The following is a 16,050-nucleotide window of genomic DNA, read 5'->3' as shown; positions in this document are numbered from 1 at the left end:
CGCACCTGCGTCACTCCCCCGCGACCGGCAGTTCGGGCACCTGGATCGTCGACACCGTCTCGGAGGAACCGTCGGCGTGGAACCGCGCGATGTTGACCTCGTGGTTCAGGATGTGCGAGCCATCCGCCTGGTAGCCACTCGAGCAGACGATGCCGTCCTCCGGGGCGACGCTGATCTCGGCCAGGGCCTCGTTCACGTCGGCGCCCGCATCGCTGCCGGCCTCCTCGATGGCCTTCTTGGCGACGTACACCGCGTCGTAGGCCTGGGCGGCGAGGTTGGTCGCCGATGCGTCGTACTTCTCCTGATAGGCGGCGGCGAAGTCCTGCAGCGCCGCGCTCTCGGTGCCACCCGGGTTGCAGGGCAGCGCACTGTAGAAGTTGGCGATCGCCTTGCCGGTGGCGAGCCCGGCGTTCACGACGATCGGGCCGGAGGCACCGGTCATGGTCGGGATGGTCAGACCGTTCTCGACGAACTGCTTCAGCTGGACGGCGAGCGGGTTGGGATAGCCCCAGTTCAGCACGCCGTCGGCGTCCTTCATGGCGAGGACCTGCTGGGTCAGGTCGGTCGCCGTGGGGTCGTAGGTGACGGTGCCCACCGAGGTGGCGCCCAGCTCGTCGAGGGCCGCCTCGCTCGACTCGATCTGCCCGAGGCCGAAGGCCTCGTTGGTCCCCATCAGCCCGAGTGAGGTGAGGCCGAGGTCCTCGGTCATGAACTCCACCGCGGCCAGGCTGGTTCCCTGACCGGAGCCGTTCAGCGCCCAGCTGAACTCGCTGCCCTGGTTGCCGAAGCGGACGGCGTCATCGGCCTCGTAGATGCCGATGACCGGGATCTGGGCACGATCGAGCGCGGACTTCGCCGCGACGGCCTGGCCGGACGCGAGGAACCCCACCATCGCCGCCGGCTCGTCGTTGGTCGCCTTCAGGAAGGCGGCCGTGGAGGCCTGCGGATCGAGCGGGGATGCGGGCACTCGCGTGTAGGTGACCTGGCGGCCGTCGATGCCGCCGGCCTCGTTGATCTCGTCGATCGCGAGGTCGGCGCCGTTCTGGAAGTCGGACAGCCCGACCGGGCTCTCCCCCTCGATCTCCCACAGGAACGCAAGGCGGACGTCGTCCTGGGCCTTGCTGCCCTCGTCGCTTCCGTCCGCACCGCTGCACGCGGCGAGAAGGATGACGGCAGCGGTCGCCGCCGATGCGGCGATCAGAGGTCGTGACGTGAACAAGAGTCCTCCTAGGAAGCTGCGCATGACCGCACCGCGAGCCCTCGCCCCGAGCATCACGATCCGGGTGCGGAGTCAGCGCCTGTGGTGTCGGTCACGCGAGCCTAGAGCGCAGTTCGCCTGTTGTAAAGCAGTGTTTTGTATTTGATGATCGCCGCATTGCGATCGGCTCCGATCCGGCCCGCAGACAACTCGGGGCGGCCGAACCCGACGGCAGCGGTGTGCCCGTCGGCGCGGGCAGACGCAGCTCAGGTGAAGCTCACCGAGACGGCGTCCGAGACGGGGTGGGCCTGGCAGCCCAGGACGTAGCCACTGGCGATGTCCTCCTCGTCCAGGACGCCCGAGTGCTCCATGCGGACCTCCCCGCTGGTGATGGAGCACGCACAGGACCCGCACTCGCCGGAGCGACACGAGTAGGGGACGTCGACGCCGCGCTCGAGCAGCACCTGGACGAGGTTCTGCTGCCGCGGCCAGGTGAGCTCGAAAGTGTCCCCGCCGATGAGCACCGTGGCGAGGGCGCCGTCCGCCGTCGTCTCGGCGCGCTCGGGAACGTCCGCGGGGGCGAACGGGTCGCCCGAGATCGAGGCGAAGACCTCCTGGCGCACGTGGTCGCGGGGTATCCCAGCGGCTGCCAGGCCCGCACGGACGACGTCCATGAACCCGGCCGGGCCACAGACGAGCACCTCGTCGGCGGGGTGGCGCCGGCCGTACTCCGCGACCTGCTCGGGGCTGAGGCGTCCCGCCTCGGCCCCGATCCAGTGCTCGGCGGTGAGCCGGCCGCCCCGGGTCCGACCCAGCTCGTCGAGCGCCTCGGCGAAGATGACACCGTCGCGCCGGGCGTTGGCGTAGACGAGGGTCACGCGACCGGACCCCGCCGCGTGAGCCTCCTTGATGATCGACATCATCGGCGTGATCCCACTGCCCGCGGCGAACAGCAGCAGATCGGCGCCGAGGTCCCGCGGCGTGAACCGGCCGGCCGGTGGGAGCGCGAGGATCTCGTCTCCGACAGCGACGTGGTCACAGATCCAGTTCGAGCCGTACCCGCCCTCGGTTCGCTTGACGGTCACCTTCAGCTCGGGGTCGGTGGTCGGCGAGCTCGACAGCGAGTACGAACGGGCAGCGATCCGCTCACCGCTGCCCACTCGCAGCGTCAGGAACTGGCCCGGCCGATACGCGAATCGCGGGGCGTCGTCCCGTCCGGGCCTGAGCACGACCGACTTGGCGTCGTTCGTCTCGTCGATCACGTCGACCACCGTCAGCAGGGCGGCAGCGGCCGTCACGGCGCTCACGCGCGCGACGGGAGCTGCGACCCGGCCGCGGCGGCCTGCGCCGGCCCGTCGGCGAACCGGTCGCGCAGCTCCTGCTTCCGCGTCTTCAGCGTGGGGGTCTTCGGCAGCGAGTCGACGATCTCGACCTGCTCGGGCGCCTTGAACCACGACAGGCCCTCCTCGACGCAGAACTCACGCAGCGAGGCGACTCCGGGCACGGCGAAGCCCGGTCGCACCTGCACGACGGCGCAGATCCGCTCGCCCCGATCGGGGTCGGGGACTCCGATGACGGCGACGTCGGCGATGGCGGGGTGCGCGGAGATCACCTCCTCGATCTCCACCGGACTGAGCGACTCGCCCTTGCGGATGATCAGGTCCTTCGAGCGACCGACCAGCACCAGGTGCCCGGCCGGCCGGCTCAACCCGAGGTCGCCCGTGGAGAACCAGCCGCCCTCGTCGAAGGGAGCCACGACGTCGCCGTCGACGAGGTAGTGCTTGAACAGCATGGGCCCGCGGATCCAGACGTGGCCGGCGACGCCCGTCGGACACGGGTCACCAGCATCGTCCCGGATCTCGACCTCGCATCCCTCGACCGGCCTGCCGACGGTCGTCGCGAGCTGGTCCACGGTGTCCTCGACGGTGCCACTCGTGATCATCGGGCTCTCCGTCATTCCGAACCCGTGCAAGGTCGTGATGCCGAGGACCCTCTCGACCTCGTGGTAGAGCGCCTCCGGCATCGGCGCGCCACCCCCGACCAAGGCACGCAGGCTCGGGACCAGCAGGTGCGACCTGGAGCGCTGCTCCGCCACGAACATCGCGTAGAACGGCGTGCTGCCCCCGGAGACCGTCGCGCCGTGCAGACCCAGCAGGGACATCGCCCGCGACGCCTCGAAGGTCTCCATCAGCACCGTCTTGATCCCGGCCAACAGACCGGTGATCAGCATGTCGGGACCTCCGATGTGCGCGTACGGAAACAGGATCGAGGTGACGTCGTCCGCCGTCACGCCGGCGGCGATCGTGAGTCCGAGCGCTCCCGAGATGAGTGACGCGTCCGAGTGGCAGACGCCCTTGGGCGCGGAGGTGGTGCCCGACGTCGTGTAGATCCACCGCACCTCGTCTCCACGCGACGGCGGCGGTGGGAGTCGCGAGACGTCACCGCGCGGCAACGGTCCGTCGAGCACCATGACGCGCACGGTGTCACCGGAGGCGGCGGCCAGCTCGCGTGCCATCGACCCGTGGTCGAATCCGCGGAACGTGTCCACGGTCAGCAGCCAGGCGGCCCCGCACTGTCGCAGCATCGCCCCGACCTCACGGCGCCGGTAGAGCGGAATGATCGGGTTCTGGACGACGTCGAGCCGGGCGAGCGCGAGACTCAGGATCACGGTGTCGATCCGGGTGGGCAGCTGCCAGCTGACGACCGACCCCGGCTCCACACCCGCCGCGAGCAGACCGGCGGCCACCTGCTCGGCCGTGTGCCTGACACGCGAGAACGACATGCTGCGGCCGACCTCGTCGACCAGCATGACGCCGTCGGGACTCCGGAGAGCACGCGCTTCGAGCATCGACCACAGCACGGTCACCTCATGCAGCCCGGTCATGGCCGATCCTCGGCGCAGCCCTCCGGTGAGGCGGGCGATCGTCGCGCCGCCCATGCGCGGTCGGCCGGCACCTCGGGGGTCAGCGTCACCGGACCGCGCCGGACGGCGCATCAGTGGCGGCGAGCTGGTCGGTGACCTCGTGCCCCTGCTCGCCGGGCGGGTAGAAGCGCCGCGCCCACCTCCGGACGTCGCGGAAACCGGCGGCCTCCGCCGTGGCCAGGCCGGGCGGCTCGGTGTAGCGCTGGTGCTCCCAGATCCGGAGGTCGGCGCGGAGCTGACCGATGGCGCTGCGCTGCCTCCTCGCCAGCATGGTCTCGTCGTCGGCCTCCTTGCTCGCCCAGGCGGAGTACCACACGACGGCGTTCTCGTCGTCCACGGGCGTGACCGCGGTCAGGCTGCAGATCCTGCCGATGCCCCAGGCGTAGGCGTACGCGATGCCGACGCCGACGACGCAGGCCTCGACGCCACCGGTGACCATCTCGACCTCTCCATCGTCGAGCTGCCGCCGGAAGCGCAGCGCCAGCTCCGAACGGAACTCGTGCTCGCCGAACTCGCGGCGTACGACCTCGGGGATCTCGTCGGCGCGGTGGACGTACTTGAAGTGCGCGAAGTCGACGCCGTTCTCGATCACGTACTGGGGGTGGACCGGCAGCGGTTCGGAACGGAAGATGCCCGCGGGGTGCGCGGGGTGGTAGTCCCCGGACGAGCCCGACGCCGCGAAGAGATCGAACATGCCCGGCGCGTCGTACGCCGGCGCACCCCGCTCGAGGTCGTGCCACAGGTAGAGCACGCCGTCACGCTCGGCTGTGTGCCAGGAGGGGACGCGTCGGGCGCGGTTGATCGAGTCCTGATACGGGATGCAGGTGTTCTTGCCCTGCGGACTCCATCGCCAGCCGTGGAACGGGCATTGGATGTCATCGCCGTGAACCGTGCCCCCATGGGCCAGGTTGGCTCCGAGGTGCTCGCAATAGGCATCGAGGACGACGAACTCGCCGCCGTCGGTGCGATAGGCGACGAGATCTCGCCCGAAGAACCGCATCGGCACGACCTCCCCCGCGCCGATGTCCGCTGACCAACCGACCTGGAACCAGCCCGTGGGCTTCATCGACAGCGCCATCTTCGGCACCAGTACCTCCTCGGGGAGCGCATCACATCCGGCCGCAGCGGCCTCACTGTAGCCAGTGGCTACACTGCGGTCAACGGGTCCGCAGCGCGACGCCTTGGTGCGCTTCGGACCGCGCGACCCGGGCGGCCCGAAGCCGCATCGCGGGCCGTCCCGTCGCCGGCGCCGAGGTCGCCGACCAGGGGTCGAGATCGCTCCGTACCCGAGCCGGGGAGGTCAGCGGTCGGCGGGAGCTTCCTGTTCGCCATCCGGCGACCCTGGCGCCTCGACCGGTCGAGCGGCGTACACGAGAAGCTTCAGGAGCTCGATGACCTCCGTGCGCTGGTCGGCCGCGGCCGGCATGTCGGGGCCCGCGAGCGCCGTGAGATAGGGCTCGATCATGTCCCAGGAGAGGGCCATCAGCTGGACGATCGACGCGAGCACGCGCGGATCGAAGTCACCTCGGACCTGGGGAGGGCGCGGATCCGCCCACATCTCCTCGATCTGGGCACGGTAGGCACCGGAGCGGGAGTCGCCACGCATCAGGCGATCGGGCGCGGTCTTGTCGGCGATCGCCCAGACGATCATCTGTCCGAACCATCCGGAGTCGACCACGAAGGCGTTGCCGATCGCGTCGTAGATGTCGGCCTCGTCCGCGACCGCTCGACGACCGGCGACCACGAAGAGCTCCATGACCCGCGCCACGAGCTCTTCCTTCGTCCGGTAGAAGCGGTAGATCAGGCTGTAGGGCACACCGGCTTCCGTGGCGATGGCGCGGAGGGAGACCTGCGCCGGACCCCGGGCCGCGAACAGCTCCGCGGCCGCCGCCAGGATCGCCTTCCTCGGATCGGCGCGGCGCTCCTCCTCCGTGGGCAGGATCCCGCCGAACGGCGGCTCCGACCGCGTCGGCGACGGGCCATCCCGGTCGTCGGCGGGTCGCACCTCCATGATCGGCTCTCCCTGTCGTCGGGCCCGCGGCACCGGGTCCCGCCGACCCTACAACTCGGCCGCGTGTCGACCCGACGCACGACATCGCGCCCGCCGTCGGAGCCTCAGCCGTCGGCCCCCGCGAACGCCACCCGGCCTCCGTCGAGCGCCGGCCCTCGGTCGGTGTCGAGGCGGAACCGGCCGTCCTCCCACAGGAGCAGCTCGGCGGTCTCTCCCGGATAGACGGGACCGGAGAAGCGCGCTTCCACGTGCCGAAGAGCGACGGGGTCCGCGCCCTCGTGCTCGGCGATCGCGAGGAGCGTGGTCGACAGGGTGGCGAGCCCGTGCAGGATCGGACGCGGATGTCCGATCGCCCGCGCCGCCGACGGATCGATGTGGATGAGGTGACGGTCGCCCGTCAGGCGGTACAGCGCGGCGGCCCGAGCGTCGACGTGGACGGGCACCGTCGCCATCGGCGCCTCCGTCGGCTCAGGAGCTCGAGCCGGCCCGCGCTGCCCGCCGAAACCGCCCAGTCCGTCCGCGAAGATGGACCAGGTCGCCCTCAGGTACGGGCACTCGACCTCCACCTCGAACACCGCCGCCCGTCCCTTGTCCCAGACGTTCGCCACCTTCGCGTGCATCGTCGTCTCCCCCGAGGACGGCAAGGCCTGGAGTACCTCGACACGCTGCGCACCGTGCAGTGCGCGTCGAGGGTCGAACGCACCTGCGGAGGACAGCTGGTCCGGAGCCCATTGGGCGAGCGTCAGCGCGAAGGTCGGCAGCACCCGCAGGCACTGCTCGAACACGAGGTCCAACTGGGTCGGCCGCGCGCCGATCGCCAGGGCGAACAGGATGACATCCCGCTCCTCCCATCGCACCGGTCGGTGCCCGAGGTCGTGTCCGACCCAGCTCCCCGCGTTGCTCACCATGTCGTCGCTCCCTTCATGCAGAGCGCAACCTACCAAGCAATTGCTTGGTAGGTTGACCGGCACCCGAACCGGCGCGTCCGTGGTGCCGCACCCGCGGTTCGCCGGCGAGCCGCCGTGCGCCGCACGGCGGTGAGCAACTGTGAGCAAGGAGCGTGAGAACGATGGACATCGACCCGAACCGCACGGCCGTCATCTGCGTGGAGTGCCAGAACGGCGTCATCGGCGAGTCCGCCGTGCTCCCCGCGCTCGCACAGTCGGCGGTCGGGCTGATCGCCCAGCTCCGCCCGCTCCTGACGTCGGCCCGCAGCGCCGGTGTCACCGTCGCGCACGCCGTCTACACCGGATCGCTCGGCGGTTCGGTCCACGAACCCGCCCCCATGTGGAGGAAGCTGGGGGTGCTGTCGGACACGTGGACCGATCGTGCCCCGGAGGCACAGGTCGTACCCGCGCTCCGCGACGAGAGCGACCTGCTGCTGGCTCGACACCACGGACTGAACCCGGCCCGAGACACCGAGCTACTCCCGGTGCTGCGCGGTCGCGGCGTGGACACGGTCGTGCTGGCCGGCGTGTCGCTCAACGTCGCGCTCATCCTGCTCACCGGAGAGGCGATCCACCAAGGGTTCCGCGTCGTGATCCCACGGGACGCCGTGATCGCGACCCCGGACACCTACGGTCCGCTCATCCTCGACAACAGCCTGCGCATGCTGGCACACCTGACCACCAGCCAGGCGCTCATCGACGCCTGGTCCTAGCGTCGGAAGTGGTCCTAGCGTCGGAAGTTGGTGCACGGCTGGCGTGCTCACGGTCATGGCGAGCCGTCCCGGTCTCCGCGGACGGTTCGCGCATCCCGTTCGTGGCCGCCGACCTGTCCCCAGCCGCGCGGCGGGCGCTGACCGGTCGGGTCGGCCCGGCGGGTCCCACCGGCCCGGCCGGATCGAGCGGCGCGGCGGGCGTGACGATCCGCAGCACGACCGCCTCCGCCGACTGGAGCGTCGACCTGAAGCGACTGTGCAACGCGGACGAACGGGCCATCGGTGGGTATGCGCGTTACCGCCTTCACCGGAGATGCCGTGCCCCGGCCGAGACCGGGAGGTGTGTCAGCCCGCGGTGCAGAAGACGTGCAGGGTGGCGATGACCTTGCCGCCGCCCCCGAAGTTCCTGACCTCCGCCCACTACCCCCCCACCGAGGCCGAGCCGGTCACCGTCGTCGATCGCCTCGTAGTTCGCCTTGACCGGGAAGTTGAAGCTGATGGACGAGCCGACGTCGACGAACTCGTCAGGCCCCGCTCACGGAGCGACGCGACCGAGCACGAGCGGACCGGGCCGGGCATCCGCATCGGCCGTGGAGATCGTGGCGGCGTCGGCGAGCGCGTCGAGGCCGTGCGACAGCCTGGCCTCGTCGTCGGCGAGAACCGTGAACAGCGGCTCGCCGGCCCGGATCCGGTCACCGGGTCGGGCGTGCCAGATGACGCCGGCCGCCGCGGCGACGGGGTCCTCCTTGCGCGCGCGACCGGCCCCGAGCCGCCACGCGGCGAGGCCGACGCCCATGGCATCGAGACTGGTGAGGACACCGGACCGGTCCGCCGTGACCTGGTGGTCGAAGCGGGCCGTCGGCAGCGACGCGTCAGGGTTGCCGCCCTGGGCGCTGATCATGCGCCGCCAGCAGTCCATGGCGGAGCCGTCGGCGAGCTTGTCGGCCGGGTCGACGTCGTCGCGACCGACGGCCGCCAGCATCTCCCGCGCGAGGGCGAGGGTGAGCTCGACGACGTCCTGCGGTCCCCCGCCCGCGAGCACGTCCACGGACTCCTGGACCTCGATGGCGTTGCCCGCCGTGTACCCGAGCGGTGTGCTCATGTCCGTCAGCAGGGCACTCGTCCGGACGCCCGCGTCGGTACCGATGTCGACCATCGTGCGAGCCAGCTCCTGCGCGTCCTCCCAGGTCTTCATGAACGCGCCCGCGCCGACCTTCACGTCCAGGACCAGGGCGCTCGTGCCCTCGGCGATCTTCTTGCTCATGATGGACGACGCGATGAGCGGGATCGCCTCGACCGTGCCGGTCACGTCGCGCAGGGCGTACAGCAGCTTGTCGGCAGGCGCCAGCTCGTCACCGGCCGCGCAGATGACGGCGCCGACCTCGCCGAGCTGAGCGAGCATCTCGGCGTTCGTCAGGTTGGCCCGCCACCCGGGAACGGACTCCAGCTTGTCGAGGGTGCCGCCGGTGTGACCGAGTCCGCGGCCGGCCAGCTGGGGAACGGCGACGCCGCACGCGGCGACCAGCGGAGCGAGCGGAAGGGTGATCTTGTCCCCCACACCTCCGGTCGAGTGCTTGTCCACGGTCTTGACCGGCAACGAGTCGAAGGACAGGCGACTCCCAGATCCGATCATCGCGCGGGTCCAGGCGACGAGCTCACCTCTCGTCATGCCGCGGAAGTACACGGCCATGGCCAAGGCGGACATCTGCTCCTCGGCGACGACACCCCGGGTGTAGGCGTCGATGATCCATCCGATCTGGCCCTCGGTCAGCTCGAGACCGTCCCGCTTGGCGCGGATCACCTCGACAGCGTCGTGCACGGTTCCTCCATCTGCATCGTTGTTCCCCCACTCCCCGGACCCGACGGCTCGGGTGGTCCGCCCGCACAGCACCGCAGGGCCGGGCCGGCGACGGCGTTGCCGGCCGGGAGCGCGGGTGCTCTCTCGGGAGAGCAGCAGCCTGTGAAAGTAGCCGCGTCCTCGACGTACGTCAAGCGCTTGACTTGACCAAGCGCCGAGCCCCGGAGGCGCCCGACCCGAGCGATGGCGCCGACCGAGGGGTGGTGCGGCTCGAGCGCCACGACCGCGGGCGCCGTGAGGATGGTCGAAGACGTAGCGCAGGACCGTCGCGGCGTGCTCCCGGTCCGGGTCGGCCCAGGTGGCGCCGGCCGGGTACGGGTCGGCCCCGGACGGAGACGTACGGGCTGGTCGCGGTGCCGTCGGTGGCCAGGGGGCGGGCAGAGGAGCCGTCGCCGTTGGACAACCAGACGTTGTGGGACTTGATGAAGACCAGGGTCCCGGCGGTGCCGACCCGCTGGGCCGACGCGCTCGATGCGGCATCGGCAGCACCACACCCGAGGGGCGCGAGGACGGCGGTCAGGGCGGTCACCGTGACCAGGGCGATGGGACGAGGTGCGGACAAACGGAACTCCCGGAGGTACGGCTTCGACGTCAGGTGGGACCGGGCTCGGCCACGGCGCCGGGAGCATGCGGGATCTCGACGGGAGCGCCCGCAGGCAGCCGCGCGCGACCGCGAGTGTGGAGAGCGTGTCCTCCAGCTCCACCTCGATCCTCGAGACCCACCCCGCGTGCAGTACGCCGTCCGGCGTGTCGATGACGAGCGGCTCGGCCGGCTCCAGCCCGCGCTGCAGGTCGGTGTCGCGATGCCGGAGGACGAACGTCGTTCCGCGGACCAGCGGCCGCGGCGAATCGACCTCGAACCTCAGCGCACCGCCGGGGAGGGCATCGCGGGCGACCTCGACCTGCGCGGTCGCCGCATGCGATGCAACCGAACGCGACGCCCGTGCGTAGAGCCTCGGAACCCCTGCACCTCAGAACGAGAGCGAGACCGCCGTGCACCCCATCCGCCTGACCCTGGCCTTGATCGTGGGCCTGCCCCTCGCCGGGCTCGTTGCCGACGGGGCGGCCGCCGCCCCCGACACCGGCTGGGTCGAAGGGGTCGCGCTCGACCGCACCGGCGCGCCGATCGCCGGAGCACTGGTCAACGTTCTCGGGCCGGCCGAGGTGCCGGAGACCGGCCTCGTGCCCGATCGCACCGACCGGCGCACGACGACGGCCGCCGACGGCACCTTCCGGGTCCGCCAGGCGGAGGGCGGCTACCTCGTGCAGGTCTGCACGCCCGACCCGGAGGTGCCGGTGGCGTGCCGTGAGACCACGAACGGTGCTCGCTTCGCAATCACCTACGTCGGCGGCAACGGCACCACCGACAGCTGGGTGCTCCAGCAGTCGCTGCTGCCGACCACCACGACCGACCGCAACCTCGGCACCGTGACGGTGAAGCCGCTCGCGCGGGTCTCCGGCACCCTCGCCGGCGCACGCAAGGGCGAGGAGGTCCGGCTGATGCGGCTCAACGACACGCCTGCCTTCCGCTCCTGGACCGACGCGCAGGGTCGCTACTCCTTCGACGGCGTCGTCCCCGGGCGCTACTACCTCGCCGCCGGTGGCACCGGGGAGCTGCCGTGGTCGTCGGCGCCGGTGGACCTAGTGGCCGACGAGACCCGGAGGGTCGACGGCGCCCTCGAGCCGGGTGCGGTGCTGCACGGGCGTCTCGTGGCCGGCCGGGGCCGGGTCGCCGGCACCGAGGTGCTGGTGACCCGCCGCGGCCACGGCCCGGTCGCGTCCGCGGTCGTCGGTCGCGACGGCCGTTTCGAAGTCGGCGGCCTGGTGCCGGGTCGCTACGTCGTGGGCATCCCACGGCCCGGCGACACGTGGGCTCCTCACTCGGTGAGGGTCCGCATCACCCGGCCCGGACAGGTCGTGCGTCCCGTCGTACGCGTGCGGCCCGGTGCCACCGTGGTCGTCGACCTGCGTGAGGGCGGCCGCCCCGCAGCGAACGTCGTCGCGGAGCTGCGGAACCGGCACGGTCGACCGGTGGTGGTCGGTGCGAGCGACGACCACGGGCGGCTGACCTTCACGGGCCTTCCGCGAGGCCGGTGGACCGTCGTCGCGGCAGGGGCGAAGCGCTTCGGGATGGCCAAGGTCTCGAGCTCGGCGCGGTCCCGCCCGTCGGCGCTCACCCTCGACCGGCCCTACCTCACGCTGACCGGACGCACGGCTCCTCGGGCCGTGGTCGAGGCCACGACGGGTGACTTCTGCCCGCCCGATCGCGCGTACACGTACGGCGCGTTCCAGCAGATCGTGGCCGCCGATGCCCAGGGCCGCTACCGGATCAGGCGCCTGGTGCCGGGTCGGTACATGCTCGGTGCCGACGGGTGGCCGGGGACCTACGCGCCGCGCTGCTGGTCGGGCGTCGACATCCGGAAGGACACGACGCGCAGGCTCCCGCTTCGGGCGGGCATCGCGGCCACGGGTCGGCTCGTGTACGCCGGCACGACGGATCCGGTGATCACGCCGCTCAGCTACGAGCTCTTCCACCGCCCCGGCAGTGCGGTCAACCCGACCGACGAGCACCCTGCCCGCGCCCGGACGGTCGGCGCCACCGGCAGGTTCCAGATCCGCCGCCTGACCCCCGGGGTCGACGTGACCGGCCGCCTGGCCCGGGAGGCCGGCGAGGGCATCAACGACGAGTCGTTCTTCGTGACATTCCCGTACCAGGACGGCACGCCGTACTGGCTCGACACGGAGGCGCGCCCACTGGCGGTGCCGACCAGGGGCACCCTGGCGCTGGGTGACATCGCCGTCACCGTCCACGGTCGGTAGGAGGTCCGCCATCGAGCGGATCGACGCCGAGCTGGGCGCCTGAGCGGAGGCGGTCAGAGCCAGGACTGGGCCAGGAGGTCGGCGAACAGGTCGATCTCCCGGGTCCGGTCCTGGCTCTCGTCGAAGAGCGGCGAGATCGCCAGGCGGTCGCCGAACGCGATGACCAGGGTGGCCCGGCGGGTCTGCTCGCCCCGCTCCTGGCGACGGCCGGTCCGTGCTGACATGCGGCGAATCTCCCACCTGCAGAGCCGCCGAAGATCCGGGGCAGCCTGCCGAGTCGCCTCGGTGCAGGTCGCTCGACGACTCAGCCCGGGCGGACCGGTTCACCGAGGAGGACCCCCGATGGCTCCGTGGGGCGTTGCGCGACGACAAGGGCGCCGATGGTCGTGCGCGGAAGACCGGGGCTCATCGGTCATCCCGGTCATAGGAGCCGGGCACGCGACGTCGGCCGAGAGTCGGACATCGGTCACCTCTCACCCGAGCGCGCTCTCCATCTCGACGCAGAGGGCGCGCACGCAGTCCTCGAGAGGCTCACCGGTCTGCCGATGCAGGAGTCCGAGGCTGAGCTCGGCGACCAGCAGCGCTCCGCCCGCGAGCTCGCCCTCGCTCTCGAAGGTGCGCATCAGCTCCCGGGCGCCGTCCGCGTCTCCCCGACCCCGCGCAGCGACGATGCCCGCGACGCGCTGGGCGGCCGAGACGACGGGGGCGAGCTGGTCGTGGCGGTCGCCGCGCTCCGCGGTCACAGGATCAGTCCCGGCGTCCGCGTGCGCGCCTTCTCGAACCGCTCCTGCACGTCCGCCCAGTTGACGATGTTCCACCACTGCTTCACGAAGGTCGCCTTGTCGTTGCGGTACTGCAGGTAGTACGCGTGCTCCCACATGTCGAGCATCAGCAGCGGGACCATGCAGATCGGCACGTTCCCCTGGTGATCGAAGTGCTGGATGACATACGGCCGCTGGCCGACCATGTCCCAGGTCAGCACCGACCAGCCCGAACCCTGCACGCCGAGCGCATTGGCCTCGAAGTGGGCGCGGAACCTGTCGAAGCCGCCGAAGTATTCCTCGATCACCTGGGCCAGCTCACCGGTCGGCTTGTCACCGCCGTCGGGCGACATGTTCGGCCAGAACACCGAGTGGTTGACGTGTCCGCCGAGATGGAAGGCCAGGTTCTTCTCCAGCGTCGACAGGCTGCCGAACGACTCCTGGTCCCGCGCCTCGGCAAGCTGGGCGACCGCGGTGTTGATGCCGTTGACGTAGGTGTTGTGGTGCTTGTCGTGGTGGAGCTCCATGATCTCGCCGGAGATGTACGGCTCGAGAGCGGCGTAGTCGTACGGCAGGTCGGGGAGAGAGTAGTCAGCCATGTCGCCACCCTCTCGCTATTGCGAACTGTTCGCAATAGTTCGAGATCGCCGCCACGCTGCACCGCCCGCCGTCGCCGCAGCACGCGGCACTGGTCGCGAACACGTGCCGCACAGACTCGTGGGCCGGCGGGACAGTCGTCCCACCGGCCCACGTGGCCCTCGATACCCGCCGCCGCTCCCGCGACTGCGCCTTCTCGCGGATCTTGCTCAGGCGAGCTTGGGATCCCAGGGCCCGGTGGTGCGGGAGCGCACCGGCATGGTCGAGGGGATCGGGGACTGCGTCTCCGGGTCGTAGTTCTCGGCCGTGCCGCCCCAGTCGATCCAGGTGTCGGTCGAGTAGAGGTTCACCAGGACGCCGTCGCAGCGCAGGATCCAGACGGTCTCTTCGAGAGTCTCGTAGTGGCCGTGCTTGATCCAGGCCGGCCGGAAGGCGTACGTGCCGGCCGTGGAGTCACCGTGGACGGACGCAGTGCGGCCCGAGAGGGTGAAGAACTCCTCGAACACGGGGTGGTGAGGCAGTCGCGGCTCGGCCCAGCCCTTCGGCGCCTTGATGAGGCGGGTGTAGAAGTCGGTCTCCTTGTCGTGGTGCAGCATCTTGATGTAGAGCGGCGCCATCGGCCCTGGGGTGCGCTCGAGAGTGGAGGTCCACTCCAGCAGGTGCGGGTTGGTGATCGTCACCTCGCCCCGGGCGTCCGCAGCGCGATCAGCACCGAGGTCGAACGTGCTCGGGCCGTACTCCCGCCAGTGCAGGATGCGCGAGCCCGCGGCGATCTTCAGCTCGGCCATCGGCACACCCTTCGGGATATGGAGGTACTCCCACTCGCCCAGCCTCTGCCCGTCGTACTCCATCGAGCCCTCGACGACGAAGAACTCGGTGTCCGCGTGCGGCACGCCCGCGCCGCGCGACCAGTCCGTCGCGAAGGACAGCATGAGCGAGCACGAGCCGTCCTCCTCGTCGACGGAGAACCGCTGCTCCAGGACGTCGCCCTGGCCGCCCGGCAGCTCGGCCGGGTGCCAGACGTAGTCAGCCTCATGAATCATCTCGACATGCGCGCGCACAGCGCCTCCTAGGGATTAGATTTCCGATACATTCTGTATCGCAAATGTGAGGGCAACCCTAGGGTCACGCCTTTTACGATGCAAGATGTATCGTTAAATTCATGGTGCGCGTCGGACGACCCAGCGGCCCCGCCGAGGCCACGGCCGAGGTGGTGCTCCGCGCTGCCCTCACGCTCCTGCTCGAGGAGGGGGGCGCCGCGCTCACACCACAGCGGCTCCACCAGCTCACGTCGGTGTCCCGCGCGACGATCTATCGGCACTGGCCGACACCGACCGACGTACTGGCCGCCCTGATCGACGTCGCCCCGGACCCCGAGCGGCCGCTCACCGGCGACCCGGTGCGCGACGTCCACGCCGAGGTCGACGCGCTGTGCGACCGCCTGCACGAGAAGCCTGTCGCCACGTTCCTGCAGGCCCTGGTGGCGATGGCAGCTACGGACCCGGCCGCCGTGGAGCTACGGCAACGCTACGTCGATGGCCTGATCGCGCCGTTCTACCGCGCCCTCAACGGCGCCGACCTCCCGCCCACCGAGGTCAAGGACGCCGTCGCCGCGATCGTCTCGCCACTGCTGGTCGACGCGCTGCTGCTCGATCGGCCCGCGGCACGCGTCCGGGCCCACCGCGTCGTGGACCTCCACGTCAGGCCCAGCTCGGCGCGGCAAGAAGCAGATCCGGCGTCCTCGCACGGCAGGCCCGGCCGCGAGTAGGCGGACATGTCGCCTCCCTCGGTGCGGCAGCGCGCTTGCGGCAACGAAGGAGCTCGACCCGTCGCCAGGTCTGGCGCCAGGTTTTTCGTCGTACCTGACCTGAGTGTCGCGCCACCCCGGGTCGAGAGCAGCCTCGTCAGGTGCGCGAGTCGCGTCCGTCGGGAGACGACGACATGTCGGTCCGTCGCAGGGTCGGGTGCCTGACGACGACCCATGGCACCGTCTGAGGCACAGGACTCGAACGCCTTCCCGACGCGCTCGTGTCGACGGGGCAACTCCCGCCGCACCGACCTCAGAAATGCACTCAGGCGGGCCGATGTGGGCCCGCCTGAGTGATGGTTCCGTTCAGAACCTTCGGTGGAGCTGAGGGGACTCGAACCCCTGACCCTCTGGAGCCGCCCTGCGGCTTCGAAGATCTCGGCCTGTCTCGCTCTGCTTCGACCCAAAGACCGTC

14 protein-coding genes are annotated in these 16,050 nt (G+C 70.8%); 3 read left to right on the top strand and 11 right to left on the bottom strand.

The annotated features are described in order from the left end of the window. Positions 1-10: 10 nt before the first annotated feature. The 6 genes from FHU40_RS17515 to FHU40_RS29595 form a co-directional block, all read right to left on the bottom strand. On the bottom strand, positions 11-1,219 hold the full coding sequence (locus tag FHU40_RS17515; RefSeq protein WP_183593503.1) for an ABC transporter substrate-binding protein: 1,209 nt from the start codon (positions 1,217-1,219) through the stop codon (positions 11-13). Between the two features lie 245 nt (positions 1,220-1,464). Beyond that, positions 1,465-2,505 carry a 2Fe-2S iron-sulfur cluster-binding protein gene (locus tag FHU40_RS17510; RefSeq protein ID WP_343057905.1) on the bottom strand — a complete coding sequence of 347 codons (1,041 nt, stop codon included), beginning with the start codon at positions 2,503-2,505 and terminating at the stop codon, positions 1,465-1,467. Then, positions 2,502-4,082 (bottom strand): class I adenylate-forming enzyme family protein, encoded by a 1,581-nt coding sequence (locus FHU40_RS17505; RefSeq protein ID WP_183593502.1) that lies wholly within the window; start codon positions 4,080-4,082, stop codon positions 2,502-2,504. Before FHU40_RS17505 ends, FHU40_RS17510 begins: the two co-directional genes overlap by 4 nt. 85 nt (positions 4,083-4,167) lie before the next feature. Further along, positions 4,168-5,199, bottom strand: coding sequence for a Rieske 2Fe-2S domain-containing protein (locus FHU40_RS17500; RefSeq protein WP_246391130.1), 1,032 nt, complete (start codon positions 5,197-5,199; stop codon positions 4,168-4,170). 222 nt (positions 5,200-5,421) lie between these two features. Continuing rightward, positions 5,422-6,132, bottom strand: coding sequence for a TetR/AcrR family transcriptional regulator (locus FHU40_RS17495; protein WP_183593500.1), 711 nt, complete (start codon positions 6,130-6,132; stop codon positions 5,422-5,424). 104 nt (positions 6,133-6,236) lie between these two features. Then, complete coding sequence (locus tag FHU40_RS29595; protein ID WP_221199884.1) at positions 6,237-7,103, bottom strand: MaoC/PaaZ C-terminal domain-containing protein; 867 nt, start codon at positions 7,101-7,103, stop codon at positions 6,237-6,239. Between the two features lie 98 nt (positions 7,104-7,201). Between FHU40_RS29595 and FHU40_RS17485 the strand changes: the two genes are divergently transcribed. After that, positions 7,202-7,792: an isochorismatase family protein gene (locus tag FHU40_RS17485; protein ID WP_183593499.1), complete on the top strand. Its 591-nt coding sequence runs from the start codon at positions 7,202-7,204 to the stop codon at positions 7,790-7,792. A gap of 535 nt (positions 7,793-8,327) precedes the next feature. Here the strand turns inward: FHU40_RS17485 and FHU40_RS17480 are convergent. Further along, on the bottom strand, positions 8,328-9,611 hold the full coding sequence (locus tag FHU40_RS17480) for a thymidine phosphorylase (protein WP_343057904.1): 1,284 nt from the start codon (positions 9,609-9,611) through the stop codon (positions 8,328-8,330). A 1,032-nt stretch (positions 9,612-10,643) separates the two neighbouring features. On the opposite strand from FHU40_RS17480, the gene FHU40_RS17475 reads away from it, so the two are divergent. Further along, positions 10,644-12,470, top strand: a complete 1,827-nt coding sequence (locus FHU40_RS17475) for an MSCRAMM family protein (protein WP_183593497.1) — start codon at positions 10,644-10,646, stop codon at positions 12,468-12,470. Between the two features lie 53 nt (positions 12,471-12,523). Here the strand turns inward: FHU40_RS17475 and FHU40_RS17470 are convergent, their stop codons facing one another. The 4 genes from FHU40_RS17470 to FHU40_RS17455 form a co-directional block, all read right to left on the bottom strand. Then, positions 12,524-12,694 (bottom strand): hypothetical protein, encoded by a 171-nt coding sequence (locus FHU40_RS17470; protein WP_183593496.1) that lies wholly within the window; start codon positions 12,692-12,694, stop codon positions 12,524-12,526. A 249-nt stretch (positions 12,695-12,943) separates the two neighbouring features. Then, a complete protein-coding gene (locus FHU40_RS17465; RefSeq protein ID WP_183593495.1) occupies positions 12,944-13,213 on the bottom strand; it encodes a hypothetical protein in 270 nt (89 codons plus the stop codon). After that, on the bottom strand, positions 13,210-13,830 hold the full coding sequence (locus tag FHU40_RS17460) for a superoxide dismutase (protein ID WP_183593494.1): 621 nt from the start codon (positions 13,828-13,830) through the stop codon (positions 13,210-13,212). Before FHU40_RS17460 ends, FHU40_RS17465 begins: the two co-directional genes overlap by 4 nt. 207 nt (positions 13,831-14,037) lie before the next feature. Then, positions 14,038-14,889 carry a DUF4437 domain-containing protein gene (locus FHU40_RS17455; RefSeq protein ID WP_183593493.1) on the bottom strand — a complete coding sequence of 284 codons (852 nt, stop codon included), beginning with the start codon at positions 14,887-14,889 and terminating at the stop codon, positions 14,038-14,040. Positions 14,890-14,990: 101 nt separating this feature from the next. Here FHU40_RS17455 and FHU40_RS17450 point away from each other — a divergent pair, with 101 nt between their 5' ends. Beyond that, positions 14,991-15,596 carry a TetR/AcrR family transcriptional regulator gene (locus tag FHU40_RS17450; RefSeq protein WP_183593492.1) on the top strand — a complete coding sequence of 202 codons (606 nt, stop codon included), beginning with the start codon at positions 14,991-14,993 and terminating at the stop codon, positions 15,594-15,596. Positions 15,597-16,050 lie beyond the last annotated feature (454 nt).

It is taken from the genome of Nocardioides soli, assembly GCF_014191495.1.
In the GTDB taxonomy this organism is placed as follows: domain Bacteria; phylum Actinomycetota; class Actinomycetes; order Propionibacteriales; family Nocardioidaceae; genus Nocardioides; species Nocardioides soli.
This window is presented reverse-complemented; position numbering and strand designations above follow the sequence as displayed.

Coding starts and splice junctions, on each gene's coding strand:
- FHU40_RS17485 (WP_183593499.1), top strand. CDS start 7,202: ATGGACATCGACCCGAACCGCACGGCCGTCATCTGCGTGGAGTGCCAG.
- FHU40_RS17495 (WP_183593500.1), bottom strand. CDS start 6,132: ATGGAGGTGCGACCCGCCGACGACCGGGATGGCCCGTCGCCGACGCGG.
- FHU40_RS17450 (WP_183593492.1), top strand. CDS start 14,991: ATGGTGCGCGTCGGACGACCCAGCGGCCCCGCCGAGGCCACGGCCGAG.
- FHU40_RS17460 (WP_183593494.1), bottom strand. CDS start 13,830: ATGGCTGACTACTCTCTCCCCGACCTGCCGTACGACTACGCCGCTCTC.
- FHU40_RS17470 (WP_183593496.1), bottom strand. CDS start 12,694: ATGTCAGCACGGACCGGCCGTCGCCAGGAGCGGGGCGAGCAGACCCGC.
- FHU40_RS17505 (WP_183593502.1), bottom strand. CDS start 4,082: ATGACCGGGCTGCATGAGGTGACCGTGCTGTGGTCGATGCTCGAAGCG.
- FHU40_RS17500 (WP_246391130.1), bottom strand. CDS start 5,199: ATGGCGCTGTCGATGAAGCCCACGGGCTGGTTCCAGGTCGGTTGGTCA.